The organism is Nonomuraea aurantiaca, from assembly GCF_020215705.1.
Lineage (GTDB): Bacteria > Actinomycetota > Actinomycetes > Streptosporangiales > Streptosporangiaceae > Nonomuraea > Nonomuraea aurantiaca.
Genome location: NZ_JAIWNB010000015.1, coordinates 211,746 through 237,401, shown reverse-complemented (window position 1 = coordinate 237,401; position 25,656 = coordinate 211,746). Strand labels below are relative to the sequence as shown.

Sequence of the window (25,656 nt, the reverse complement as noted above, 5' to 3'; positions counted from 1 at the left end):
TCTCCTTTTCATGAGAAGCGGAGTCGCCGGGGCCGCCACCGCCATGTTCCTCGTGGGGACGCTGGCGGGCGTGTCCGGCCTGATCCAGGACTACCCCGTGTACGGCGGGCAGTCGGTGCGCTACCTGGTCGCGGCGGTGATCTGGCTCGTCGTGATCCGGATGCTCGGCCTGCGGTTCGTCCGGCTGACGTGGCGCGAGACGCTGCTGCTCGTCGGCCTGACACTGCTCGGGCTGGTGCTCTTCAACATGTGCGTGATCGAGTCGACCCGCACCTCCGGCCCCGCGCTGGTCGGGACCGTACTGGGCACCGTGCCGCTCGCCCTGGCGCTGCTCGGCGGCCGCCCCGCGCCCCGGCTGCTGACCGGCGCGGTGGTCGTGGTGGCCGGCGCGACGCTGGCCACCGGGCTCGGCAGCGGCGATCTGCCCGGCCTGCTGTGGGCGCTGGGCGCTCTGGTGGGCGAGGTCAGCTTCTCGATGCTGGCCATCCCGCTGCTGCCGAAGCTGGGGGCGATCCGGCTGTCGGCGTACTCGACGGTGCTGGCCGTTCCGATGCTGGCCACGATCGGCCTGGTCAAGGAGGGCACCGGCATGCTCCAGACGCCGACCCCGGCGCAGGCACTCGGGCTGGCCTACCTGGCGACCGTGGTGACCGTGCTGGCCTTCTTCCTCTGGTACACCGCGCTGCCCAAGCTCGGCCCCGGTCACGCCGGGCTGTTCGCCGGTCTCATCCCGGTGGGCGCGATCACCACCGGGCTCGCGCTGGGCGTCGCCACCCCGTCGCTCTTCGATCTGCTCGGCGCGGCACTGGTGATCGCGGGCATCCTCGTCGGCCTGACCACCACGCGGAAGCGGGAACCGGTCCCCGTCGTCTGACAGACCACCCAGATGGCCGACGTCGCGCACGTCACGGCGGCCGGCCACCTCCACCGGAGGAGCGTGTCCCTGGACAGGGCCCGGCCCCGGTCGGCGGGTGGGGCTCACCGGGCCGGCCGTAAAGAAGACTGGTAGAAAAGATAGGCTCTGTGCGGCGAATGGGGAGGATCATGGGCGAGTTCGATTACAGCGAGTTGCTGCCGCTGGGGGCCGACGAGACGCAATACCGGCTCATCACGCCGGACGGCGTGCGGCGCGTCGAGGCGGCCGGGCGCAGCTTCCTCGAAGTGGAGCCCGAGGCGCTGCGGCTGCTCACCGAGACCGCGATCCACGACATCTCCCACTTCCTCCGCCCTTCGCACCTCGCCCAGCTGCGGAAGATCGTCGACGACCCCGAGTCCAGCGGCAACGACCGGTTCGTCGCGCTCGACCTGCTGAAGAACGCCTCCATCTCGGCCGGCGGCGTGCTGCCCATGTGCCAGGACACCGGCACCGCCATCGTCATGGGCAAGCGCGGCCGCCACGTCCTCACCGACGGGCGCGACGCCGAGCACATCTCGCGCGGCGTCTACGACGCCTACACGCGCCTCAACCTGCGCTACTCGCAGATGGCGCCGCTGAGCATGTGGGAGGAGAAGAACACCGGCAGCAACCTGCCCGCCCAGATCGAGCTCTACGCCGAGGACCCCTACGGCCACGCGGACGAGTACAAGCTGCTGTTCATGGCCAAGGGCGGCGGATCGGCCAACAAGTCGTTCCTGTACCAGGAGACCAAGGCCGTGCTCAACGAGAAGCGGATGCTGGCCTTCCTGGAGGAGAAGATCCGCTCGCTCGGCACCGCCGCCTGCCCGCCGTACCATCTGGCGATCGTGGTCGGCGGGACGTCAGCCGAGTACGCGCTGAAGACGGCCAAGTACGCCAGCGCCCGCTACCTCGACTCGATCCCCACCTCGGGCTCCCCCTCCGCGCACGGCTTCCGCGACCTGGAGCTGGAGGCCAAGGTCTTCGAGCTGACGCAGAAGCTCGGCATCGGCGCCCAGTTCGGCGGCAAGTACTTCTGCCACGACGTACGCGTGATCCGGCTGCCCCGCCACGGCGCGTCCTGCCCGGTGGCCATTGCGGTGTCCTGCTCGGCCGACCGGCAGGCCCTGGCCAAGATCACGCCGGAGGGCGTCTTCCTGGAGCAGCTGGAGACCGACCCGGCCCGTTTCCTGCCGGAGACCACCGACGAGCACCTCTCGGACGACGTCGTCACCATCAACCTCAACCGGCCCATGCCGGAGGTCTTGGCCGAGCTGTCGAAATATCCGGTGAAGACGCGGCTCTCGCTGACCGGCCCGCTCGTGGTCGCCCGCGACATCGCGCACGCGAAGATCGCCGAGCTGCTCGACGCGGGCGGCGAGATGCCGCAGTACCTGAAGGATCACGCCGTCTACTACGCGGGCCCGGCCAAGACGCCGGAGGGCTACGCGTCGGGTTCCTTCGGCCCCACGACTGCGGGGCGGATGGACTCCTACGTGGAGCGCTTCCAGGCCGCCGGTGGCTCGATGGTGATGCTGGCCAAGGGCAACCGGTCGAAGCAGGTGACCGACGCCTGCAGGGAGCACGGAGGCTTCTACCTGGGGTCCATCGGCGGGCCCGCGGCCAGGCTGGCCCAGGACTGCATCAAGAAGGTGGAGGTCCTGGAATATCCGGAGCTGGGGATGGAGGCGGTGTGGAAGATCGAGGTGGTCGACTTCCCCGCGTTCATCGTCGTCGACGACAAGGGCGACGACTTCTTCACCGATCGCACCGGGCCGGTCCTGTCGATAGGCCGCCGCTGACGCTCTCGCGAACCGGTCGCCGAAAGGGTGCCGGGTGGGCCGTCCCCGGCCGCTCGGCACCGGCGGTCAGGTGACGCTCAAATGGCACTGCTCGGGCGGCCACGGTCAGGTGGCGCTCGGGCGGCACTGGTCAGGTGACGCTCAAGCGGCCACGAGACCGCGGTGGGGCGCGACGACGGAGCCGTCGGGAAGGAGCAACCCGGTGTCCTCGAACAGCACCACGCCATTGCACAGCAGGCTCCAGCCCTGATCAGGGTGGGCCGAGATCACGTGGGAAGCCTCACGGTCGGGTGAGTCGGCGGTGGGACAAAGCGGGTAGTGACTGCACATCGTGCACCTCTCAGGTGGCGCTCCTGTTGTGGGTTTCAAAAGGGCAGCTGTCGCCCCGACGGCGTGCGAAGATCCAGTGCGGGTGCGATCGGCCTCTTTGCCGGTCGGCGACGAACCTGACTCTGGCGCATCCTCATCACGTCCCTCAACGAACTCGTCTCGGTTATCGGTCCGGTAAGCACCAGGGCGTTTGTCCCCAGTGTGACCGCCGCCACTGACAGTTTCGGCCGCCTCCGGGTTCATCCGTTCCCCTTAACTTCAGTCTGCCCCTGGGCCCTTACGACACCCTTACAAACTGCTGACGGCTGCGTCAGGCCCCTATGAGTAACCCTGCCGGACACCTGCGAACTTCTTGCGGGGCATCGCGCACAATCCTGGTGACCAACTTGAGCCGGGCGCCATATTCGCAGGTCAGCGGCTATAGACAGATTCGGCGGACACCCTGCCAAGGCCCTAGGGCACGACAAGGGCAAGTTCGTCCGTGGATCTTGGCGCGTCCCGAAGCGGGCGGCGGTGCGCGGCGCCGTCAGGGCGCGCAGACGGGGCGCGGAGCCGGAGTTCAGAGCTGGGGGTGCGGGGGGCCGGGAACCTCTGGGTGAACGGCTGGCCACCGAGCGCGTTTACCACCATCGTGACTCCTCCACCCCGTGAACGGGGTGGCTTCTCACTACGCCGCGCGGGCGTCGCGGAGGACCAGCCCGGCCCTCTTGATGTTGCTCGCCCCGACCACGTCCGCGTTGGCGGCGTGCCCGCACGTGACGCAGACGAAGTCCGCCTGGGTGGTGCGATTCTCCCTTGACACGTGCCCGCATTCGGGGCAGGTGCGGGAGGTGTTGCGGGGATCCACCGCGATCACGTCCCGACCGGCGCTTTCAGCCTTGTTGGTCAAGATCGCGAGGAACACCCCCCAACCCGCGTCCAGGATGCTCTTGTTCAGCCCAGCCTTCGCCGCTGACCCATTGGGCAGGAATCCGCGCGCCTGCTCCAGGTCAGGCTTCACAGCGGGGCTCTTGGTCATGTTCGCGATGCGCAAGTCCTCGACCGCGATCACGTCGGCTGCGCGGACCAGGCCAAGCGCGGTCTTGTGCGCATGGTCGGTGCGCCTGCGAGCCACCTTGCGGTGGATCTGCCCGATCTTCTTGGCAGCCCTCTTCCTGCGGGTGCTGCCGCGTCTGGTGCCGGCGTAGGCCCGTTGCGCGGCGACCAACTCCTCCTCCACGGTCTTGAGGTAGCGGGGGTTGGCGATATGCCCGCACTCGTCGGTAACGCCGTCGAGCGGCTCGCTCACGGTCGCGAAGTGCGCGACGCCCATGTCCACCCCAACCTCACGGCCGGTCGCAGACAACGGCACGGCAGGCACGCTGTCGCAGGAGCAGATCACATACCAGCGGGAGCCTTCCCGGTTGATCTCGATCTGCTTGACCCGCCCGGCGATCGGCCGGTGCTGGTGTACCCGCAGGTGCCCGACGCCCTGCACGCGGAGGTAGGTCGCGGCCGGGTGGTGAGGCTGGGAGTCCCATCTCGCGCCGTCGCCCTCGACCAGGGTGACGGTGTCGAACCAGCCCCTGCCCTTGAACCGGGGATAGCCAGGTGTCCGGCCATTCTTGACCCGGCGGAAGAACGCCTCGAACGCCTTGTTCAGCCGCCGCAGGGTCTGTTGCTGGCTAGTGAACGACCAACGGCCCTGACCCTCGGGGTCAGCATCACGGATCTCCTTCAACTGGGCGGACTGATCGCCGTACCGGATTGAGACTCTTGCCCGCCGCCACGCTTGCCGGCGTTCCTCCAGCGCGGCGTTGTACAACGCCCGGTGATCGTCCAGCATCGCCGTCAGAGCGATCTCCTGGTGCCGGGTCGGCCGCAGCAGGAACTTGAACGACCTACGCACCCTCGCCCCCGCTCTTGGCCTTGGGGACGCGCTCGTACTGGGTCTCGATGTACCGCTGGACCGCGGCCGCGCTGACCGCGCCCACACTCGCCAAAAGTATGAACGCGACCACAAGGTCGGCAGCTGGGAGCGCAGATGCGGGAACTCGGCCCGCAGGTGGTGGGAGGTGTAGCCCTTGAACTGGTTGGCCACGTACGACGGGGAGTTCTTCGGATGCGGCTTGACGAACAGATGCACGTGGTCGGGCATCACCTCCAAGGCGATGATCTCCCAGTCGTGCTCAGCGGCCTTGGCGCGCAGCAGTTCCTCCAGCCGGGCCTTGACCCGACCGCCCAGGACAGGCCGCCGATACTTGGGGCACCACACCACCTGGTAGCCCAAGTCGTAGGCCGCACCGGGGGAAGTACGCACCTGACGAGACACACGATCAGTATGACCAACGCGCTCTTATAACATCAGTGTTCACCAGAAGCCGCACCGGCCTGCGACACAAGGCACGTTCAGGCGCCAGAGCGCCTTCCCACTCGGCATTCCCCCGCCCCCGAAGAGAGCGGCCCCCGCCTTCGACTTGATGGGAACACCGCTGGTGTTCGACGCCTGGGAGCCCACCTACTCCCTTATCAACCGGACCGATGTGGACGGCAGGTTTGCTGACGTCACGAGTCAGACCAGTTGACTTAACTTCGCAACAATTTATCGGCCCCGCCTCTACTGGTCGGTTTAGACAAATAGGTAAGCTGCCTGCCATGCGTGCGCCCTCCGGTTACCTACTAGCCGCGCGCTACCGGCTTCTGGAGCCGGTCGGCCGCGGCGGCATGGGTACCGTTTGGCGAGCGCACGATGAGCTGCTCGACCGGGACGTGGCGGTCAAGGAGGTCCGGCTGCCGGCCGTGCTCGACGAGGAACTGCGGGCCGAGCTGTGCGCCCGCACCGAGCGCGAGGGCAGGGCGACCGCGATGGTCGCGCATCCGTCGGTCATCACCGTGTTCGACGTGGTCACCGAGGACGACCGGCCGTGGATCGTGATGGAGCTGCTCCAGGCAAGGTCCCTTGAGCAGCTGATCCTGGAGGGCGGACCGCTCCATCCCCGCAAGGCGGCCGAGATCGGGCGCCAGATCCTCGGGGCGCTGCGGGCCGTACACGCCAAGGGGATCCTGCACCGCGACGTGAAGCCCAGCAACGTGCTGGTGATGGAGGACCGCGCGGTCCTGACGGACTTCGGGCTGGCCGCACTGGAAGGTGACGTTTCCATTACCCAGGCGGGCATCGTGCTGGGGTCCGCGGGATACATCGCTCCAGAGCGGGTGCTGGGGTCGAAGGCAAGTCCGGCCGGTGATCTGTGGTCGCTCGGCGCGACCCTCTACACCGCCGTCGAGGGCCGGGGGCTGCACGGGCGCCGTACGGCCGCCGCCGCGCTGGCCGCGCTCACCAGCGGCGAGCCGATCCCGATGACGAAGGCCGGGCCGCTGGCGCCGGTTCTCGACGCGCTGCTGCGCATCGACCCGCAGACCAGGCTCGACTCCGTGCGCGCCTCGTTGATGCTGGCCAGGGTCGCGGCGGGCGGTTCCGCGGAGGAGCCGCTGGCCCCGACCAGATCGGTACGGCCGGCGCCGGTGATCACCACTCCCTCTTTCGCGCGCCGGCCCGCACACCGCGGGCTGCACCGGGCAGAGGCCACCGCGGCCGCCTTGGCGGTCCCGCCACCACGTCAGGAACGTAAACCGGGTGAAGGCGTCCACCGGAAACGGGTCGAACCCCGACCTACACCGTCCGCTTATGCCCGTTTCAAAGCGACGGTGATAAAGTTGTGTCTTCCTCGACGGTTCTGGCCAAGAGAACTTCGCAAGCGAGGGTAAAGCACTTCCCAAGCGAGAATCGATATCTTCTTCTCATGCCGGAACAGCAGACACGCCTGCTCGCGGAGCGCTACGAGCTCATCGCGCCCCTCGGTCGAGGGACCATGGGCACCGTATGGCGCGCCCGCGACCGCGCGCTCGGGCGCGAGGTGGCGGTCAAGGAAATCCGCCAGGACCCGGGTCTCACCGAGGAACAGCGGGCCGAGCTGCGCGAGCGCATGGTCCGGGAGGGGCGCATCGCCGCCCGGATCAACCACCCGTCCGTCGCCGCCATCCACGACGTGCTCATCCACGACAACAGCCCGTGGATCATCATGGAGCTCATCGAGGCCCGCTCCCTGGAGCAGGTGATCGACGATGAGGGCCCGCTGCCGCCCCGGCTGGTGGCGGAGATCGGCGTCGACCTGCTCGGCGCGTTGCGCGCGGCGCACTCCCAGGGCATCACGCACCGCGACGTCAAGCCGGGCAACGTGCTCATCACCGAGAGCGGCCGCGTGGTGCTGACCGACTTCGGCATCGCCAAGGCCGAGGGCGACTCCCGGCTCACCAAGACCGGCATGGTCATCGGCTCCCCCGGATACACGGCGCCGGAGCGGGCCAGGGGCGAATACACCGGGCCCGAGTCCGACGTCTGGTCGCTGGGCGCGACGCTGTACTTCGCGGTCGAGGGCCGGCCCGCGTACGAGCGGGCCACGATCGCCGAGACGCTCGCCGCGCTGCTGAGCGAGAACGCCGACCCGCCGACCCAGGCCGGGCAGCTGCGGCCGGTGCTGACCGGGCTGCTGGACAAGGACCACAAGCGGCGACTGTCGGCGGCCAAGGCGGAGACCTTGCTCAGGATGATCGCCGACACCCCCACGAGCGAGATGCCGGCGATCACGGCGGAGGCCCTGATCGCCCAGGAGGCCGGCGTGCCCGACTCGAACGACACGGCGCCCGCCGTACAGCCCCCCAAGGCGGCCGGCCCGTGGGGTCCCCCACCCGCCGCCCCCCGTGGAGCGCAGGCTCCGGGCGGAGCGGGTGGCCCCGGCGGGCAAGCCGGCGGGCAGGGCCCGAGGGGCGGGCCACAGGGGCCCGGGGCCGGGTCGGGTCCGAACGCGTTCAGCACGCCCCCGCAGGGCCCCCCGGCAGGAGCACAGGCCGCGCGGGCAGGGGCGCAGGCCGCCGGCCCGGCGACCGGAGCGCGGCCGCAGAGGCCCGCAGGTGCCCCTCAAGGATCTCCCGGCTCTCCCGGCTCCACGGGCGCCCCGTCCGGCCCTGTGGGTGCCCCACCCGGCTCCCCAGGCGCCCCGTCCGGGCCCGGTGGCGCTCAGCGTGGTGCCGGAGGACCCGGCGTCCCGACCGGGCCTCACCCGAGCGGTGCGTACGACCCCGAGCGGACCATCAGCGTGGCGCGGCCGAAGACCCCCATGCCCCAGGACCCGTCACGGCGTGGCTCCGACGAGGAGAGCACCGTCACCACCCGCATCCACCACGCTCCGGGACAGCAGGTCTACCCGGTGCCCCCGCCGCAGCAGCAGAACCCGCGAGGCCCACAGCCCGGACCGCCGCCGGGCGGCCCGCAGGCAGGGCCCTACATGGGGCCGCAGGCCGGACCCCCCAGGGGAGGACCGCTGGGGCCGCAGCAGGGACCGCCGACCGGCCCGCACCCCGGTCCGCCACGCCCTGCGGGGCAGGAGCGCCAGGCCGGGCAGGGGCTGGGCACGGACCTGTTCGCCATCGCGAAGGAGCCCGAGCAGGGCCCCACCGGCAACCGCAACGGGATGCTGGTCCTGATGGCAGTGGCCGCGGCCGCCGCCGTGGTGATCGCCGTCCTCATCGTGGCGCTTCTGTCGAGCTGACCCGACACAGGCAGGCCGGCGCCCTGGCGAGCCAAGCGCGGCACAGCCACGCCCTGTCGAGCTGAGTCGGCACAATCTCGCCGCCTCTGGCGCGCTGAGCCGGCACATTCTCGTCGTGGCGCCCCTTTCGGGCTGTTCCGGGATGCGTGAGCCAGACTGGGAGGCATGAGCGAGTTCCGCATTGAACATGACTCCATGGGTGAGGTGCGCGTTCCGGTCGGAGCCAGATGGCGCGCGCAGACGCAGCGGGCGGTGGAGAACTTCCCGGTGTCCGGACGGCCGCTGGAGCCGTCGCACATCGCCGCGCTCGGCCTGATCAAGGCGGTCGCCGCCGAGGTCAACGGTGAGCTCGGCGTGCTGGAAAAGGACCTGTCCGAGGCCATCGCCCAGGCCGCGGCCGACGTCGCGGAGAACGAGCACGACGACCACTTCCCGATCGACGTCTTCCAGACCGGTTCCGGCACCTCGTCCAACATGAACGCCAACGAGGTCGTCGCGGCGCTGGCCGAGGAGCGGCTGGGCCGTCCCGTACACCCGAACGACCACGTCAACGCCTCGCAGTCGTCCAATGACGTGTTCCCGACCTCGATCCACGTGGCGGCGGCGACGGAGGTCACCTACCACCTGCTGCCCTCCCTGGAACACCTGGCGGCGGCGCTGCGGGCCAAGGCGATCCAGTTCGACCAGGTGGTGAAGTCGGGGCGGACGCACCTCATGGACGCCACGCCTGTGACGCTGGGGCAGGAGTTCGGCGGCTACGCCACGCAGATCGAGCACGGCTCCGTACGGGTGAAGACGGCGCTCGGCCACGTGCTGGAGCTGCCGCTGGGCGGTACGGCGGTGGGTACCGGCATCAACACCCCGCCGGGCTTCGCGAAGCTGGCGATCGAGAAGCTGCGCGAGGCGACCGGGATCCCGTTCAGGGAGGCGATGGACCACTTCGAGGCACAGGGCGCGCAGGACTCCATCGTCGAGCTGTCGGGGCAGCTGAAGGTGGTCGCGGTCTCGCTCAACAAGATCGCCAACGATCTCCGGTGGATGGGCTCCGGGCCGCGCGCCGGGCTGGGCGAGATCAACCTGCCGGACCTGCAGCCGGGCTCGTCCATCATGCCCGGCAAGGTCAACCCGGTGATCCCCGAGGCGACGGCCATGGTGGCGGCGCAGGTCATCGGCAACGACGCCGCGATCACGTTCGCGGGCGCGTCGGGCAGCTTCGAGCTGAACGTGCAGCTGCCGGTCATCGCACGCAACATCCTGGAGTCGATCCGGCTGCTGGCCAACGTCTCGCGGCTGCTGGCCGACCGCTGCGTGTCGGGGATCACGGCGAACGTGCCACGGCTGCGGGAGTACGCGGAGTCGTCGCCGTCGATCGTCACGCCGCTGAACCGGTATGTGGGCTATGAGGAGGCGGCGAAGATCGCCAAGCAGGCGCTGGCCGAGCGCAAGACGATCCGCGAGGTGGTCATCGAACGCGGCCACGTGTCGGCCGGCCGGCTCACGGAGGAGCAACTCGACGCCCTCCTGGACGTACTCTCCATGACCCGGCCCGCCGAATGACGACGGCCCTCAAACCGAGGGCCCTCAAACCGACGGCCAACGCACGACGGCCTCAGGCCGCTCTCTGGGTGGCCTGGGCCCAGCGGGTGAGCAGGGTCTCGGCGGCCCCTGAGTCGACGGCGTCCCCTGCTCGCTTGTAGGCGTGGGCCAGGGCCCCGGTGAGGTCGGCGGCGGGCGGTGTGCCGTCGGCCGCGACCAGGGCGGCGGCCGCGTTCAGCAGGACGATGTCGCGGACCGGCCCCCGCTCGCCCGCGAGGACCGCCCGTGCCACCGCCGCGTTGTGCGCCGCGTCCCCGCCGGCCAGGTCCGATGGGCGGGCTCGGGGGATCGACAGGTCCGCCGGGTCGAAACGGGTCGGGGTGACCGTGCCCTTGCGGACGAGCCAGATGGCCGAGGGGCCGGAGGTGGTCAGCTCGTCGAGGCCGTCGTCGCCGCGGAAGACGAGCGAGGAGCCGCCGCGCTCCGCGAGGACGCCCGCGATGACCGGCGCCAGGTCCGGGTGGAAGACGCCGACCGCCTGGGCGGCTGGCAGGGCGGGGTTGGTGAGGGGGCCGAGGAAGTTGAAGACCGTGGGCACCCCCAGCTCCCGCCGCGCCCCCGAGGTGCGTCTCAGCGCCGGGTGGAAGATGGGCGCGAAGCAGAACGTGATGCCGACCTCCTCCACCACCCGGGCGACACCGGCCGGCGGCAGGTCGATGACCACGCCGAGCTCCTCCAGCAGGTCCGCGGCTCCGGTGGTCGAGGAGGCGGCCCGGCCGCCGTGCTTGACGACCTTGGCCCCGGCCGCCGCCGCCACGATGGCCGCCATGGTCGAGATGTTGACCGTGTTGGCCCGGTCGCCGCCGGTGCCGACCAGGTCGACCGGGTCGCCGGCGATCCTGATGGCCGCCGATCTGGCGAGCATGCCGTCGGCCAGGCCGGACACCTCCGCCACGGTCTCGCCCTTGGCACGCATGGCGATCGCGAACGCGGCGATCTGGGCGTCCGTGGCGGCACCCGACATGATCTGGTCCATGGCCCAGGCGGCCTGGCCCGAGGTGAGCGAGGTGCCGTCGAGGAGGGTGCTGAGCAGTGCTGGCCAGGTTGTCACTGGACGCCCTTTCGTCTGAGGTGCTCGACAAGGGGGTCCTGACATGACGACGGCCGCCTCGTCGAGGCGGCCGGGGTGCGTATGCGCTAGGAGGACCGCCTAGAAGGCGGGCCACCAGGAGTACGAATACGCGTGCATGGGAGAAACCGTACCAGGCACGCGGAGGCCAGGGCCGCCGGGACACACCACATAAAGGACTACCGATCTATGTCGCGGACACCCATGCCGCCCTCGGCACGCGAGCGCTTAGGCTCGGATACATGGCGAACGAGCTGACGGGGCGGACGGCGCTGGTCACGGGGGGCGGAGCCGGCATCGGGGCCGCCTGCGCGAGACGGCTGGCCGCCGGCGGGGCGAAGGTGCTGGTCGTCGACCGGAGCGCGGAGTCGGCGGAGAAGGTGGCCGCCGAGGTCGGCGGGGTGCCGGTGGTGGCCGACCTGAGCGATCCGGAGTTCGTCGGCGCGCTGCCGGACGGGCCCGTCGACATCGTGGTCAACAACGCGGGGTTCCAGCATGTGGCGCCGATCGAGGAGTTCCCGCCCGAGGTGTTCGCCACGATGCTGCGGGTCATGGTCGAGGCGCCGTTCCGGATCGCGCGGCATGTGCTGCCGGGCATGTACGCGCGGGGGTGGGGGCGGTTCGTCAACATCTCGTCGGTGCACGGGCTGCGGGCTTCGCCGTACAAGTCGGCGTACACGACGGCCAAGCATGGGCTGGAGGGGTTCTCCAAGGTCGTCGCGCTCGAAGGGGCGCCCCATGGGGTGACCTCCACCTGCGTGTGCCCGGCCTACGTACGCACCGGCCTGGTCGAGGGCCAGATCGCCGACCAGGCGAAGATGCACGGCATCGACCCGGGCGAGGTCGTCGAGGACATCATGCTGCAGCCCGCGGCGATCAAGCGGCTGATCGAGCCCGACGAGGTGGCCGAACTGGTCGCCTACCTGTGCGGCCCCGCCGGTTCGTTCATCACCGGCGTCTCCCTGCCCCTCGACGGCGGCTGGACGGCTCGCTAGTGACCCGGCGAGGGAGTGCCGTCGTCTGGAGGAGGAGCGGCGGGAGCGTAGCGACCAGAGCGACGGGGGAAGACGGCGGCATTTGGCGACCGAGCCCGCCTCACGGAGTGAGGCAATGAGTCGACGCTTTCTGGAGCTACTGGCCAGAGAGGCGTCGGCCGTCGAGTTCGAAGGGCCGATCATCCAGGCCAGGGCCGAAGGTGCCGACGCGGCGACCGTCGAGGAGCTGGAGCTGGCCAAGGTCGACGCCCTCAAGGTGCGCGCCCTGCTCAAACGCCGGGCCAGGCGCGAAGCCGAGCTGTCGGCCCTCTACGACACCGCCAACGACCTGGCCGCGCTGCGCGACCTCGACGCGGTGCTGGAGGCGATCGTGCACCGGGCCAGGCAGCTGCTCGCGACCGACACCGCCTACCTCACGCTGCACGATCCGGCCCGCGGCGACACGTACATGCAGGTGACCGACGGCTCGATCTCGGCCAAGTTCCGGGCGCTCCGGCTGGCGATGGGGGCGGGGCTCGGCGGGCTGGTGGCGCAGAGCGCCACGCCGTACGCGACCGCCGACTATTTCGACGACGCCCGCTTCCACCACAAGAACCACATCGACGAGGCCGTCACCGAGGAGGGCCTGGTCGCGATCCTCGGCGTGCCGCTGCGGCTGGGGCAGCGGGTGATCGGCGTGCTGTTCGCGGCCAACCGCAGCCGCCGGCCGTTCCTGCAGGAAGAGGTGTCGCTGCTGGCGAGCCTGGCGGCGCACGCGGCCGTCGCGATCGACAACGCCAGGCTGCTGCAGGAGACCAGGAACGCCCTGGAAGAGCTGTCCACCGCGCACCGCACCGTCAGGGAGCACGGCCAGGCCGTCGAGCGGGCCGCGCTGGCCCACGACCGGATGACCTCGCTGGTGCTGCGCGGTGGCGGCATCGAGGATGTGGCCGCCGTGGTGACCGATGTGCTCGGCGGCTCGCTGGCCGTGCTCGACGACCTGGGCCGGCCGATCACCGGAGACGTGGGCGAGCTGGACGCGGGCGTGTTCGAGGCCGCGCAGGCGTCCAGGGCGCTGGGCCGTACCGTGCGCCGGGCGGATCTGCTGATCGCGTCGGTGGACGTCGGCGGTGAGCCGCTCTGCACGCTGATCCTGCGCAGCGACGACGCCGACGAGCGCATCCTGGAGCGGGCGGCGCTGGTCTGCGCGTTGCTGCTGCTGTTCCGCAGGAGCGTGGCCGAGGCGGAGGGCCGGGTGCGGGGCGAGCTGCTCGACGACCTGATCTCCAGGCCCGGCTCCCCCGGGCTGGCCGACCGGGCGCGCCGGTTGGGCGTGGACCTGGCCGCACCGCACGTGGTGGTCGTGGTGCGGCATGACGGGCAGCGCGAGCGGGCCGCGTTCTGGGCGTCGTCGCAGGCGGCCATGCGTCACGGGCTGGCGGCGGGGCGGGCCGATGAGGTCGTGCTGCTGCTTCCCGGCGGCGACGCGGGCGCCATCGCGCAGCGCGTCGCGGCCGAGCTGAGCACGTCGCTGCACACGCCCGCCACGGCCGGGGCATCACGCAAGAGCGACGTGGCCGCGGCCTACCAGGAGGCCCGGCGCTGCGCGGAGGCGCTCATCGCGCTGGGCCGGGCGGGTGACGGCGCGAGCGCGAGCGAGCTGGGCTTCGTCGGCCTGCTGGTCGGCGACGGCCGCGACGTGCGCGGCTTCGTCGGCTCGGTACTCGGCCCGGTGATCGAGTACGACGCCCGCCGCGGCACCGTCCTGGCCGACACGCTCGCCGCCTACTTCGGCTCGGGCGGCTCGCCCTCCCGTACGGCCGAGGCCATGCACATCCACGTCAACACCGTCACCCAGCGGCTCGACCGCGTCGGCAAGCTCCTGGGCGACGGCTGGCTGGAGCCGGAGCGAGCGCTGGAGATCCAGCTCGCCCTCCGCCTGCACCGGCTCGGCCACACATCCGCACCACAGACTGTGGGTCCCGACCCCATATGAGTGACGCCGGTCACTCCCTAGCGTGACGGCATGGCCACTTCCATCAAGAAGATCGTCGCCGCGAGCCTGATCGGCACCACCATCGAGTGGTACGACTTCTTCCTGTACGGCTCGGCAGCCGCCCTCGTCTTCAACAAGCTCTTCTTCCCCGACGCCGACCCCCTGACCGGAACGCTCCTGGCGTTCCTCACCTACGCCGTCGGGTTCATCGCCCGCCCGCTCGGCGGCCTGATCTTCGGCCACTTCGGCGACCGGCTCGGCCGCAAGAAGCTGCTGGTGGTCAGCCTGCTGCTGATGGGCGCCGCCACGTTCCTGATCGGCTGCCTGCCGACCTACGCGGCCGTGGGCGCCGCCGCACCGCTGCTGCTGACCCTGCTCCGGCTGGTGCAGGGCTTCGCGCTGGGCGGCGAGTGGGGCGGCGCGGTGCTGATCGTCTCCGAGCACGGCGACGCGGCGCGGCGCGGCTTCTGGGCCTCCTGGCCGCAGGCCGGCGCGCCGGGCGGCAACCTGCTGGCCACCGGCGTGCTGGCGGTGCTGGCCGCCACGCAGTCGGACGAGGCGTTCCTGGCCTGGGGCTGGCGGGTGCCGTTCCTGCTGTCGGGCGTGCTGGTGCTGATCGGCCTGTGGATCCGGCTGTCGATCACCGAGTCGCCGGTGTTCCAGCAGGCCGAGCCGGAGGAGACCGCGCCGATCATCGGGGTGCTGCGCCACCACTGGCGCGACGTCGTCGTGGCGATCGGCGCGCGGCTGGCCGAGAACATCTCGTTCTACCTGCTCACGGTCTTCGTCATCACCTACGCGAAGACGAACAAGATCGAGAACACCACCGTGCTCAACGCCGTGCTGATCGCCTCGGCCATTCACTTCGTCACGATCCCGATGTGGGGCGCGCTGTCGGACCGGATCGGCCGCCGCCCGATGTACCTGGCCGGGGCCGCCGGGATCGGGCTGTGGATCTTCGCGTTCTTCCCGCTGATCGACACCGGCAACTTCCTGGCCATCACGCTGGCCATCACCGTGGGCCTGCTCTTCCACGGCATGATGTACGGCCCGCAGGCGGCCTTCTTCGCCGAGCTGTTCGGCACCAGGATGCGCTACACCGGGGTGTCGATCGGCGCCCAGCTGTCGGCCATCGTGGCCGGGGCGCTGGCCCCGATCATCGCGGTCGCTCTGCTGAAGGGCTACGGAAGCAGCCTGCCGATCTCCGTCTACCTCGGCCTGGCGGCCGTCCTCACCCTGGCCGCGGTCTACGCCGCCAGGGAGACCCAGGGCCGCGACCTGGCGGAGAAGGTGAACGCGTGAAGGTCACCACCCCGCGGCTCACCCAGCACGTCCTGACCGTGGCGGGCAGGGAGAGCGGCGAGCCCGTGCTGTTCGTGCACGGCAACGTCTCCTCCAGCGCGTTCTGGCGGGACACCATGGCCGCGGTGCCCGAGGCGTACCGGCCGCTCGCGGTGGACCTGCGCGGGTTCGGCGAGACCGACGCCGAGCCGGTGGACGCCACGCGGGGCCTGCGCGACTACTCCGACGACCTGATCGAGCTGATCGAGCGGCTGGGCCTGGAGCGGGTCCACCTGGTCGGCTGGAGCATGGGCGGCGGCATCGTCCTGCGGCTGCTGCGCGACCGCCCCGGCATGGTCAGGAGCGTGACGCTGGTCAACCCCGTCTCGCCGTACGGTTACGGCGGCACGGAGGGCGCGGACGGCCGGCTCACCCACGCGGACGGCACCGGAGCGGGGGCCGGGGCCGCCAACCCCGACTTCGTGTCCCGCCTCAAGGCGGGCGACATGTCGGACGAATCCCCCACGTCCCCTCGCTCGGTGTTCCGGAGCACGTACGTGAAGAACCCGGTCCCCGACGAGGACTTCTACGTCCGCGCCATGCTCACCACCCACGTCGGCGAGGCCAATTACCCGGGCGACCCCGCCGGCTCGGCGCAGTGGCCGGGCGTCGCGCCGGGCAAGCGCGGCGTGCTCAACGCCCTGGCCCCCACCCATTTCCGGCTCGACGACCTGCACGAGATCGACCCCAAGCCGCCCATCCTGTGGATCAGGGGCGCCGACGACGTGATCGTCTCCGACACCTCGCTGTTCGACCTGGCCCACCTCGGCCGGCTGGGCGTGGTGCCCGGCTCGCCCGGCACCACCGCGCAGCCCATGGTGACCCAGACCAGGGCCGTGCTCGACCGCTACGGCCGTTACCGGGAGGCCGTGCTGGCGGAGTGCGGCCACAGCCCCCACCTGGAGCGTCCCGCCGACTTCCAGCGCCTGCTGGCCGACCATCTCGCGGAGGCATGATGTTCGTCGCGTTGACCCTGGTGGCCGCCCTGCTGACACCCGCCCAAAGCGGCATCACGGTGCCGGGCGCCGAGCACACGATCAGCGCCCGGCTCGATGACCTGACCACGGCGGGCACCGTCGAGACGGGCCACACCGACCCGGCCGACTGGGCCGGGCTGCACTCGGCGGCCACCGTCAACCCCACCGGCGTCCCCGGCGTCCAGATCGACGGCTACTTCCCCGACACCTCGGCCACCAACACCAACCACGGCTGGAACCACGACTCCCAGTTCGTCATCAGGCTCCCCGAGAGCTGGAACGGCGGCCTGGTCGTCACCGGCACCCCGGGCAACAGGGAGCAGTACGCCAACGACTTCACGATCTCCGACTGGGTCCTGTCGAAGGGCTACGCCTTCGCCGCCACGGACAAGGGCAACACCGGCCTGGAGTTCTACGCCGACGGCCGCCGCCCGGGAGACGCGATCGCCGAGTGGAACGAGCGCGTCACCCAGCTCACGGTCGCCGCCAAGGCCGTCGTCAGGCAGCGGTACGGCCGCCCGCCCCGGCGCACGTTCATGGCCGGCATCTCCAACGGCGGCTACCTCGTCCGCTGGCAGCTGGAGAACCGCGGCCGGCTCTACGACGGCGGCGTCGACTGGGAGGGCACGCTCTGGCGGGTCAAGGGCGACAACCTGCTCGACTTCCTGCCCCAGGCGCTGAAGGGGTCCCCGGAGCAGGCCGGCTTCGCCCCGGGCTCGGAGTTCCTGTGGCCCTTCCACCGGCAGTACTACTGGGAGCTCACCCAGCGGCTCTACCAGAAGGAGCTCGACCCCTCCTACGAGGGCGCCCCGGCTGACTACGACTACGACGCGCGCAAGCCGTACGCGGCCGTCGCCAGGATCGCGCTGACCGGCCGGATCACCAAGCCGCTCATCACCATCCACGGCACGCTCGACTCGCTGCTGCCGATCTCGCGTGATTCCGACGTCTACGCCAAGATGGTCGGCCCGCACCGGCCGTTCCGCTATCACCGGGTCGAGGGCGGCAATCACCTCGACAGCCTGGTGGACGTCTATCCCGACAAGCTGAAGCCGATGCTGCTGGTCTTCAGGGACTCCTTCACCGAGCTGGAGGGCTGGGTCAGTCCCTGAGGTAGCGATGCCTGCCCGCGCGCGCCAGCCGGACGATGTGCCGCGCGCCGGGCAGGCGGCGGCCGATCCGGTGCAGCAGCGTGTCCGTGCCCATCGCCGAGCGCCGCTCGGGGTCCACGGCGGCCGACGGCCGCACCTCGATCCTGCCCCTGCGCACCTCCAGCCCGAACCGCAGGCCGATCTCGTCGTCGGCGGTACGTAGCGAGGAGAGCCAGGCCCCGGGGCCGAGGCTGTCCTTTCCCGGCATCATCCGCTTGACCGGCACCTTGGCCACCAGCTGGCCGGCGATCTTGCCCGGCACTCCCGGCTCGACCAGCGCGGGCGCGCTCACCTCGCGTGGCCGCCGCGCGGTGTTGCGCAGCACCAGCTCCAGCGCGGGACCGCCGCTCGGCGGCACGTAGGGCACGGGCAGCACGACGTACAGGTGCCCCTCCTGCCGCCTGATGATCACGCCGGGCGACACCAGCGCGATCGACTCAGAGAACGAGCGCGGCTCGACGGCCAGCCCGAGCTCGCCGGCGTCGCTCCAGCAGGGCACCACCAAGCGCATCCTGGGCCGCTGGGCGAGCACGCCGAGGCAGTTCAGCGGGCCGTCCGGCCGTCGGACCCGGCTCCTGGCCTGGTGCGCGCCGCCGAACATGCGGACGTGGACCTCCCACTGGCCTGCCTTGAGCGGCTCGCCGTGCGCCGCCGCCGTCACGTCGACCCTGGCCTCGCCGACGATCCGCACCCGGACGTGGCGGCGCCCGTCCTGGACGCGTTCGACCCGGTAGGCGACCGGCAGGTAGTGGATGACGCTCGTCTCGCTGTGGCGTACGTACACCTCGATGCGGGCCCGTTCGATGGCGGCGGTGACGTCCAGGAGGCTGTCGGGCAGCAGCCTGGCGTCGACCGACCGGGGCGGCTGCCAGAGCAGCCGCTCGCCGTCCGTACGGAATCTGGTGGGCCACCCGTCACCGCCCAGGACCTCCACGGACAGGCCGAGCACCAGCACCTGCGCGTCCCAGCGGACTTCGCTCAGGTCCGCCCGCAGCCCGGCCCGGCCGGAGGAGTTGGCCAGGACGACGAGCTGGTCCAGCCGTCCCGTACGGATGAAGGTGGCCACGGCCCGCAGCTGGACCGGGAGATAGCGGTCGAGGCGCTCGGGGAAGCTGTCGAGCACAAGCTGCCTGATCAACCTGAAGTGCATGCCCCGGTCCACGGACGAGGCGAAGAACCGGCTGCTCAGCAACGGCTTGAGCACGGTGGTGCGGAACCAGTGGCCGTACATGCGGTCGCGCTGACGCACGTCGCTCACGTAGGCGTCGATGTCGGCGAGCAGGATCCGCAGCTCGGCCACGGTGGTGCGCGGGTCCTCCACGACCTCCTCGCGCTCGCCGATGTGGCAGCAGATCTGATCGGCCAGCACGGCGACGACCTTGGCCTGCAGGTAGGCCCGTACGGCGAACGCCTGCTCGGCCACCTGCCCGCCGGGCACGGCGAAGCCCAGCTCGTGCTCCTCCAGGAAGGCGCGGCGGTAGAGCTTGTGCGGGGTGAGCAGGCTGAGCAGCCGGTCGCGCAGGATGTCGGCGCGCCCCCGGCTGCGCACGAACGCGGTCACCGGCGGCCCCACGTCCCGCACCAGGCGGCCGACCAGCACGTCGGCGTCGGTCTCCACGGCCCGGTCGTACATGCTGAGCAGGGCGCCGCGCTCCAGCCGGTCGCCCTGGTCCATCAGGTAGATGTAGTCGCCCTTGGCGGCGGCCATGCCGACGTTGCGTCCCCGCATCGGCGAGCCGGTGTGTGGCAGGTGCAGCACCCGGACGTTCCTGCGGACCGCGGCGACCGTGTCGAGCCGCTCCGCGATCCCGTCCATGGAACCGTCGTCCACGAAGATCACTTCATAGTCGTCCGCGGGCATGCTCTGCTCCAGGACGGAGCGGATGCACGCGTCGGCGCGGCTTCCCGGGTTGTGGACATTAACGATCACACTGACCTTCACACCCATGTGGTCAGCGTGCGCCGACCTATCTCAAGGGGCGCGGTGGCTTGCCGATTGCAGATGAAAAGATGGCGCGTTAATACCATCCGCTGGTCTGTGGGTGTTGGCTAGTACCACCCGCTCGCCTGCGAGTGCCCCCAGGCGCCGCAGGGCGTGCCGTAGCGGCCCTTGATATAGCCGAGACCCCACTTGATCTGCGTGGCCGCGTTGGTCTGCCAGTCGCCGCCCGCGCTGGCCATCTTGCTGCCGGGCAGGGACTGCGGGATGCCGTAGGCGCCGGAGTAGCGGTTCATGGCCCGCTCGTTCCAGCCGCTCTCCTTCTGCCAGAGCCGCTCCAGGCAGCCCCACTGGTCGGCGCCGAAGCCGGCCCCGGCCAGCATCTGCTTGGCGACGGCCTTGTTGCTGCCCGGCGAGGGGTTGCTGCCCGGCGGGAAGTTGGCGGGCGGGAACCCGTCGCCGCCCGGCCCCTTCTTCTTGACCTCGACCCAGTCGAGGTCGGACTTGCCGCCCTGGCGGCTCTCCCTGAGCTTGCGCGCCTGGTAGGCCTTGACCCCCGCCTCCTTGAGCGCGTCGCTGTTGGGGTCGGGCGCGTAGAGGTCGCCGCTGGCGATCCGGCCGAAGTCCTCCGCGGAGATCGGCGTCGGCGGCGTGTTGGCGTTCTGGATCGCTCGGTAGGCGACGAAGGCACCGCCGCCACAGACGACCACGACGGACAACCCGATGACCACCACGCGCTTTGCTGTCCGCGAGGACGAACGGGCCGGTCGACGTGCCGAGCGGGGGGTTTCCGGCGCGGGGCGCTCACTCAACTGCGGACCAGGGCTCACGACCCATGAGCTTGCCCTGTCATGGGGGGTGGTTCGCAACCGAAACGGGATATCCGATTGGTGTCACATTGCCTAACCGGCTGGTTGGCGCGCAGATTTACCAGCGGTGTGATTTTCATCACATCATCCGGCCCGCCCTTCGGGCGCCCGTCACCGAAGGGAGGGCCGTTTCTAGCGTGCCTGGAGTTGTTTTGGGTCTTGTGCGCGCCATGTCACAGTTTCATGACAGAACGCAGATAGTCGCAGCTGGGAAGAATAATGTCCGCGTGGCTGGCATCCTCCTCGTCGAAGACGACCCCTCCGTCCGCACGGCTCTAGAGCTGGCGCTGACCCGGCAGGGGCACTCCGTCACGTCGTACGGCACCGGCGAGGAAGCCCTCGACCATGTCAGGTCCCGCCGGCCCGAGATCGCGATCCTCGACGTCATGCTGCCCGGCATGGACGGGGTCGAGGTGTGCCGGCGCATCCGCCGGCTCGACCAGCTCCCGGTCATCCTGCTCACCGCGCGCGGCGACGACCTGGACGTGGTGGTCGGGCTGGAGGCCGGCGCCGACGACTACGTGGTCAAACCGGTCGAACCCCGGGTCCTGGACGCCCGCATCCGCGCCATCCTGCGCCGGGCCGAGTCCGCCGCCTCCGACCGGATCTCCTTCGGCGACCTCATGATCGACCGGGGCGCGCTGAAGGTCACGCTGGCCAGCAAGGAGATCCACCTGACGCCGACCGAGCTGCGGCTGCTGCTGGAGCTCGTCCGGCATCCCGGCCAGGTGCTCAACCGGCGCTACCTGCTGCGGGCCGTCTGGGACCACACGCACGTGGCCGACTCGCGCCTGGTCGACGCCTGCGTGCAGCGCGTACGCGCGAAGATCGAGCCGAGACCGGCCGAGCCGGTGTTCATCCACACCGTGCGCGGGTTCGGTTACCGGTTCAGCCCTCCGTGATCCCACTGCCCACCGGGCTACGCGCGCGCCTGGTCATCACGTTCACCCTGGTCGCCGTCACCGCCTCCTTCCTCGTCGCCACCATCGGCTTCGAGCTGGCCAAGTCGGCGCTCATCAAACGGGCCGAGGACACCTCGATCGACCTGGTGACCAGGGAGCTGGGCCGCATCACCTTCCCGGTCGGCACGCTCCGGCAGGGCGAGGCCCCGCCCACCACCAAGAACCTGGAGAACGTCGCCCAGTCCCTCAACGGCCCCGGCCGCAGCGTCGTCGTCGAGTACAAGAACCTGGCCTACGCCGAGGGCCCGCTGAACATGAACGACGTGCCCAACGAGCTGTACGGCCGCGCCAAGCGGAACGTCGTCACCCAGCGCACCCTCATCCACGACGAGCTCTGGCTCATCGTCGGCGCCGAGGTCTACCGCAGCACCGACGCCGGCCCCGAGGCCACCGGCCTGCGGGCCTTCGTGTTCTTCCCGCTGCGCGACGACGAGCGCCAGCTGGCCACGCTCAGGGGCACGCTCACCCAGGGCGGCGCGGTCATCCTGCTGATCGCCCTGGTCGTGGCCCTGCTGTCGGCCAGGCAGGTGCTGCTGCCCGTCAGGCGGCTCAGCGCCGCCGCGCAGGCGCTCGGTCAGGGCCGCCTGGACACGCGCCTGCCCGTGCACGGTCAGGACGAGCTGGCCGAGCTCACCTCCAGGTTCAACGACGCGGCGGCGGCGCTGGAGCTCAGCGTGTCGGAGCTGCGCTCGCTGGAGGCGCTGTCGCGCCGCTTCGTCGCCGACGTCTCGCACGAGCTGCGCACCCCGCTCACCGCGATGACCGCCGTGGCCGACATGCTCTCCGAGGAGGCCGAGCGGCTGCCCAGCGCGCCCGCTGAGGCGGTACGGCTGGTGCTGCGGGAGATCGAGCGGCTACGCGGCCTGGTCGAGCACCTCATCGAGATCAGCCGCTTCGACGCGGGCACGGCGACGCTCAACCTGGAGCCGGTCAACGTGTCCGACGCCGTTCACGACTGCCTGGAGGTACGCGGCTGGAGCGAGCAGGTGGAGGTGCACACCTCCCGCATCCTGACGGTCAACCTCGACCCGAGGAGGTTCGACGTCATCGTGGCCAACCTTGTCGGCAACGCGCTCAAGCACGGACTGCCCCCCGTGGTGGTCAACGCCAGGGCCACGAAGAACGGGCTGGAGGTCAAGGTACGCGACCACGGCAAGGGCATCCCGGCCGAGGCGATGCCGCATGTGTTCGACCGCTTCTTCAAGGCCGGCGCGGGCCGGGCGCGCAGCCAGGGCAGCGGTCTCGGCCTGGCCATCGCGCGGGCCAACGTACACCTGCACGGCGGCACCATCTCGGTGCGCCGGCAGGAGCCGGGCACGCTCTTCACGGTCTGGCTGCCCCATGGCTGAGCGTCGCGCCTTCGCTGCCGCGCTCCTCGCCCTCCTGGCGGTGGCCGCCTGCGGCATCTCCCCCACGGACGTCGAGGAACGAGCCGCGCCGCCGGTCATCGAGGTGCCGCCGCCTTCGAAGACCATCTACCTGATCAAGAACGGCAAGCTGACGCTGGAGCCCGCCGACGTCGACTCCGAGACGGTCAGCAGCCTGCTCACCGCCCTGTTCGACGCCTCCGGGATGCCGCTCGGCGACCGCGACACCGCCCTGCGCGGCTTCACCTTCGAGCGCATCGAGGACTCGCTGAACCCCATCCAGCGCGACGAGATCCAGCTGCCGCGCACCTCGACGCTGACCGTCTTCGTCAGGGGTGAGGGCACGCTCAGCAGGCTGGCCAAGGCCCAGATCGTCTGTACGGCCCAGCAGGACGCCGCGTTCGAGCAGGTCAAGATCGTCCACCAGTACCCGGACGACCGCCCCTCCAAGACGGAGGGACGGTTCATCTGCGGCGACCTGAAGTGACTACAGCGTGATGTCCTCCAGCATCTCGGTCACCAGTGCGGCGATCGGCGAGCGCTCCGACCTGGTCAGCGTGACGTGCGCGAACAGCGGGTGGCCCTTCAGCTTCTCCACCACCGCCACCACGCCGTCGTGCCGGCCGACCCGCAGGTTGTCACGCTGCGCGATGTCGTGGGTGAGCACCACCCGGGAGTTGGCGCCGATCCTGCTCAGCACGGTCAGCAGCACCCCGCGCTCCAGCGACTGCGCCTCGTCCACGATCACGAACGCGTCGTGCAGCGACCGGCCGCGGATGTGCGTGAGCGGCAGCACCTCCAGCATGCCGCGGTCGAGCACCTCCTCGATCACCTCGGGAGAGCTGACCGCGCCCAGGGTGTCGAAGACCGCCTGGGCCCACGGGCCCATCTTCTCGCCCTCGGAGCCGGGCAGGTAGCCGAGCTCCTGGCCGCCCACGGCGTACAGGGGGCGGAAGACGACCACCTTGCGGTGCTGGCGGCGCTCCAGCACGGCCTCCAGGCCCGCGCAGAGTGCCAGCGCCGACTTGCCGGTGCCCGCGCGCCCGCCCAGCGAGACGATCCCGATCTCCGGGTCCATCAGCAGGTCGAGCGCGATGCGCTGCTCCGCGGAGCGGCCGTGCAGGCCGAACACCTCCCGGTCGCCGCGCACCAGACGCACCGACTTGTCCGGCAGCACGCGGCCGAGGGCCGAGCCCTTGGCCGACAGCATCCGCAGGCCCGTGTGCGTCGGCAGGTCTCTGGCCTCCTCCAGATCCGCCGTGCCGTGCTCGAAGAGCGTTCCCACGTCCTCCGTGGTCACCTGGACCTCAGCCATCCCGGTCCAGCCCGACTCGACCACCAGCTCGGCGCGGTATTCCTCCGCGGACAAGCCGATCGAGGCGGCCTTGACCCTCATGGGCAGGTCCTTGGAGACCAGCACGACATCGCAGCCCTCGGCGGCGAGCGAGCGCGCCACGGTCAGGATGCGGGTGTCATTGTCGCCAAGGCGGAACCCCACGGGCAGGATGGATGGATCACTGTGGTTGAGCTCAACCCTGATCGTGCCATCTCCCGTGGGCATCGGCTCGTCCAGCCGGCCGTACTGAACCCGGAGATCGTCGAGGTAGCGCAAAGCCTTCCTCGCGAAATAGCCGAGTTCGGGGTGGTGTCGCTTGCCCTCCAGTTCGGTGATGACCACGATCGGGAGGACCACGTCGTGCTCCGCGAACCGGGTCATGGCGGCCGGGTCGGCTAGCAGTACTGAGGTGTCCAGCACGTACGTGCGCTTGGCCGGGTTGGTCGAAGGGTTGCTCGAGGACACTGCCACACGTTCTCCCCCGGGCGCCCATGGGAACGGGCACCCTGCAGACGAGGTGGGAACCGGACCGGACCCGCGTCCCCGACCACGATCTGCCGGCGGCGCCGGATTCCGGCCCCCCGCGGCAGGTGTTGGTGCAAAGGCGGGCCCTCTCCGGAGTGTCCGGCCTGTGGCCGGACACTTTTCACGTTACGTCCTGGATACCCAGATGTCCCGTCAGGAACCGTAACGTCGGTGTCTCGCGGCGTAGTCGCGCAGCGCCCGCAGGAAGTCCACCCTGCGGAAGTCGGGCCAGTATGCCTCGTGGAAGTAGAACTCGGAGTGAGCGCTCTGCCACAGCATGAAGCCCGACAGGCGTTGCTCGCCTGAGGTCCGGATGAGAAGATCCGGGTCGGGTTGGCCGCGAGTGTAGAGATGCTCCGCGATGTGCTCGACATCGAGTACCTCGACGAGGTCCTCGATGCTGGCACCCTTGCTGGCGTGCTCCTGGAGGAGTGAGCGCACCGCATCGGCAATCTCACGCCTTCCTCCATACCCAACTGCAACGTTCACAATCAGGCCGGGACGGTGTGATGTGACTTCTTTTGCGTTTTTGAGGACATTCGCCGTCCGGTCGGGGAGCAGATCCAGCGCGCCGACCGGGCTGATCCGCCAGCCCGCCTCCACCAGCTCCCGCGTCACGTCCTCGATGATGCGCAGGAGCGGCTCCAGCTCCTCGCTCGGCCGGTTGAGGTTGTCGTTGGACAGCATCCAGATGGTGACCACCTCGACGCCCGTCTCGCGGCACCAGGTGACCAGCTCGGCTATCTTGTCGGCACCCTTGCGGTGACCGCTCGCGACATCACGCATGCCCATGGCCCGCGCCCAGCGCCGGTTGCCGTCGATGATGACCCCGACGTGCCGGGGGACGCTGTCCTTCGACAGCTTGGTCTCCAGCCTGTGCTCGTACAGCCGGTAGACCAGATCGCGCAGGCCCACGGAGTCCTCCCCATCGGTGCCGTGCCT

Annotated in this window: 20 protein-coding genes and 1 pseudogene; 13 read left to right on the top strand and 8 right to left on the bottom strand. The window is 70.4% G+C overall.

Features of this window, described 5'->3' with window-relative positions:
* Nucleotides 1–10 precede the first annotated feature (10 nt).
* Entirely contained in the window at nt 11–874 is an 864-nt protein-coding gene (locus tag LDL49_RS31980; RefSeq protein WP_225296472.1) for a DMT family transporter, read from the top strand.
* Between the two features lie 170 nt (nt 875–1,044).
* A complete protein-coding gene (locus LDL49_RS31975; protein WP_225296469.1) occupies nt 1,045–2,697 on the top strand; it encodes a fumarate hydratase in 1,653 nt (550 codons plus the stop codon).
* 141 nt (nt 2,698–2,838) lie between these two features.
* Here the strand turns inward: LDL49_RS31975 and LDL49_RS31970 are convergent, their stop codons facing one another.
* The 3 genes and pseudogenes from LDL49_RS31970 to tnpA all read right to left on the bottom strand — a co-directional run bounded on the left by LDL49_RS31970 (nt 2,839) and on the right by tnpA (nt 5,338).
* Nucleotides 2,839–3,027: a DUF5999 family protein gene (locus tag LDL49_RS31970; RefSeq protein WP_214639679.1), complete on the bottom strand. Its 189-nt coding sequence runs from the start codon at nt 3,025–3,027 to the stop codon at nt 2,839–2,841.
* A 667-nt stretch (nt 3,028–3,694) separates the two neighbouring features.
* The gene (locus tag LDL49_RS31965; RefSeq protein ID WP_225296467.1) at nt 3,695–4,915 is read right to left on the bottom strand and encodes an RNA-guided endonuclease InsQ/TnpB family protein; all 1,221 of its coding nucleotides are present in this window, start codon (nt 4,913–4,915) and stop codon (nt 3,695–3,697) included.
* A pseudogene (tnpA, locus tag LDL49_RS31960) lies at nt 4,908–5,338 on the bottom strand (IS200/IS605 family transposase). Before tnpA ends, LDL49_RS31965 begins: the two are co-directional and overlap by 8 nt.
* Nucleotides 5,339–5,661: 323 nt before the next feature.
* On the opposite strand from tnpA, the gene LDL49_RS31955 reads away from it, so the two are divergent.
* The 3 genes from LDL49_RS31955 (at nt 5,662) to LDL49_RS31945 (ending at nt 10,169) form a co-directional block, all read left to right on the top strand.
* Nucleotides 5,662–6,771, top strand: coding sequence for a serine/threonine-protein kinase (locus LDL49_RS31955; RefSeq protein WP_225296465.1), 1,110 nt, complete (start codon nt 5,662–5,664; stop codon nt 6,769–6,771).
* 35 nt (nt 6,772–6,806) lie between these two features.
* The gene (locus LDL49_RS31950; RefSeq protein ID WP_225296463.1) at nt 6,807–8,612 is read left to right on the top strand and encodes a serine/threonine-protein kinase; all 1,806 of its coding nucleotides are present in this window, start codon (nt 6,807–6,809) and stop codon (nt 8,610–8,612) included.
* Nucleotides 8,613–8,777: 165 nt separating this feature from the next.
* Nucleotides 8,778–10,169: a class II fumarate hydratase gene (locus LDL49_RS31945; RefSeq protein ID WP_225296461.1), complete on the top strand. Its 1,392-nt coding sequence runs from the start codon at nt 8,778–8,780 to the stop codon at nt 10,167–10,169.
* Between the two features lie 52 nt (nt 10,170–10,221).
* Here the strand turns inward: LDL49_RS31945 and trpD are convergent, their stop codons facing one another.
* Complete coding sequence (gene trpD / locus LDL49_RS31940; protein WP_372470475.1) at nt 10,222–11,304, bottom strand: anthranilate phosphoribosyltransferase; 1,083 nt, start codon at nt 11,302–11,304, stop codon at nt 10,222–10,224.
* Nucleotides 11,305–11,519: 215 nt separating this feature from the next.
* Here trpD and LDL49_RS31935 point away from each other — a divergent pair, with 215 nt between their 5' ends.
* From LDL49_RS31935 to LDL49_RS31915, 5 genes are all read left to right on the top strand, one after another.
* Nucleotides 11,520–12,272, top strand: coding sequence for a 3-hydroxybutyrate dehydrogenase (locus LDL49_RS31935; protein ID WP_225296457.1), 753 nt, complete (start codon nt 11,520–11,522; stop codon nt 12,270–12,272).
* A gap of 115 nt (nt 12,273–12,387) precedes the next feature.
* The gene (locus LDL49_RS31930; protein WP_225296455.1) at nt 12,388–14,247 is read left to right on the top strand and encodes a helix-turn-helix domain-containing protein; all 1,860 of its coding nucleotides are present in this window, start codon (nt 12,388–12,390) and stop codon (nt 14,245–14,247) included.
* Nucleotides 14,248–14,277: 30 nt separating this feature from the next.
* Nucleotides 14,278–15,549 carry an MFS transporter gene (locus LDL49_RS31925; protein WP_225296453.1) on the top strand — a complete coding sequence of 424 codons (1,272 nt, stop codon included), beginning with the start codon at nt 14,278–14,280 and terminating at the stop codon, nt 15,547–15,549.
* Nucleotides 15,546–16,544 (top strand): alpha/beta fold hydrolase, encoded by a 999-nt coding sequence (locus LDL49_RS31920; RefSeq protein ID WP_308016219.1) that lies wholly within the window; start codon nt 15,546–15,548, stop codon nt 16,542–16,544. Before LDL49_RS31925 ends, LDL49_RS31920 begins: the two co-directional genes overlap by 4 nt.
* On the top strand, nt 16,541–17,677 hold the full coding sequence (locus tag LDL49_RS31915; RefSeq protein WP_225296567.1) for an alpha/beta hydrolase family protein: 1,137 nt from the start codon (nt 16,541–16,543) through the stop codon (nt 17,675–17,677). Before LDL49_RS31920 ends, LDL49_RS31915 begins: the two co-directional genes overlap by 4 nt.
* Here the strand turns inward: LDL49_RS31915 and LDL49_RS31910 are convergent.
* Entirely contained in the window at nt 17,667–19,664 is a 1,998-nt protein-coding gene (locus tag LDL49_RS31910; protein ID WP_225296451.1) for a glycosyltransferase family 2 protein, read from the bottom strand. The two genes, LDL49_RS31915 and LDL49_RS31910, sit on opposite strands and share 11 nt — an antisense overlap.
* 101 nt (nt 19,665–19,765) lie before the next feature.
* The gene (locus LDL49_RS31905) at nt 19,766–20,389 is read right to left on the bottom strand and encodes an aggregation-promoting factor C-terminal-like domain-containing protein (protein ID WP_225296449.1); all 624 of its coding nucleotides are present in this window, start codon (nt 20,387–20,389) and stop codon (nt 19,766–19,768) included.
* 362 nt (nt 20,390–20,751) lie between these two features.
* Here LDL49_RS31905 and LDL49_RS31900 point away from each other — a divergent pair, with 362 nt between their 5' ends.
* From LDL49_RS31900 to LDL49_RS31890, 3 genes are read left to right on the top strand one after another with little or no spacing between them, the layout of a single operon-like run.
* Nucleotides 20,752–21,426, top strand: coding sequence for a response regulator (locus LDL49_RS31900; RefSeq protein ID WP_225296447.1), 675 nt, complete (start codon nt 20,752–20,754; stop codon nt 21,424–21,426).
* A complete protein-coding gene (locus tag LDL49_RS31895) occupies nt 21,423–22,835 on the top strand; it encodes an ATP-binding protein (protein ID WP_225296445.1) in 1,413 nt (470 codons plus the stop codon). Before LDL49_RS31900 ends, LDL49_RS31895 begins: the two co-directional genes overlap by 4 nt.
* A complete protein-coding gene (locus tag LDL49_RS31890) occupies nt 22,828–23,340 on the top strand; it encodes a hypothetical protein (protein ID WP_225296443.1) in 513 nt (170 codons plus the stop codon). Before LDL49_RS31895 ends, LDL49_RS31890 begins: the two co-directional genes overlap by 8 nt.
* On the opposite strand, the gene phoH2 is transcribed toward LDL49_RS31890, so the two are convergent.
* On the bottom strand, nt 23,341–24,660 hold the full coding sequence (phoH2, locus tag LDL49_RS31885; RefSeq protein ID WP_308016218.1) for an RNA 5'-3' helicase PhoH2: 1,320 nt from the start codon (nt 24,658–24,660) through the stop codon (nt 23,341–23,343).
* A 207-nt stretch (nt 24,661–24,867) separates the two neighbouring features.
* Nucleotides 24,868–25,629 carry an isoprenyl transferase gene (locus tag LDL49_RS31880; protein WP_214639665.1) on the bottom strand — a complete coding sequence of 254 codons (762 nt, stop codon included), beginning with the start codon at nt 25,627–25,629 and terminating at the stop codon, nt 24,868–24,870.
* Between the last annotated feature and the right edge of the window lie 27 nt (nt 25,630–25,656).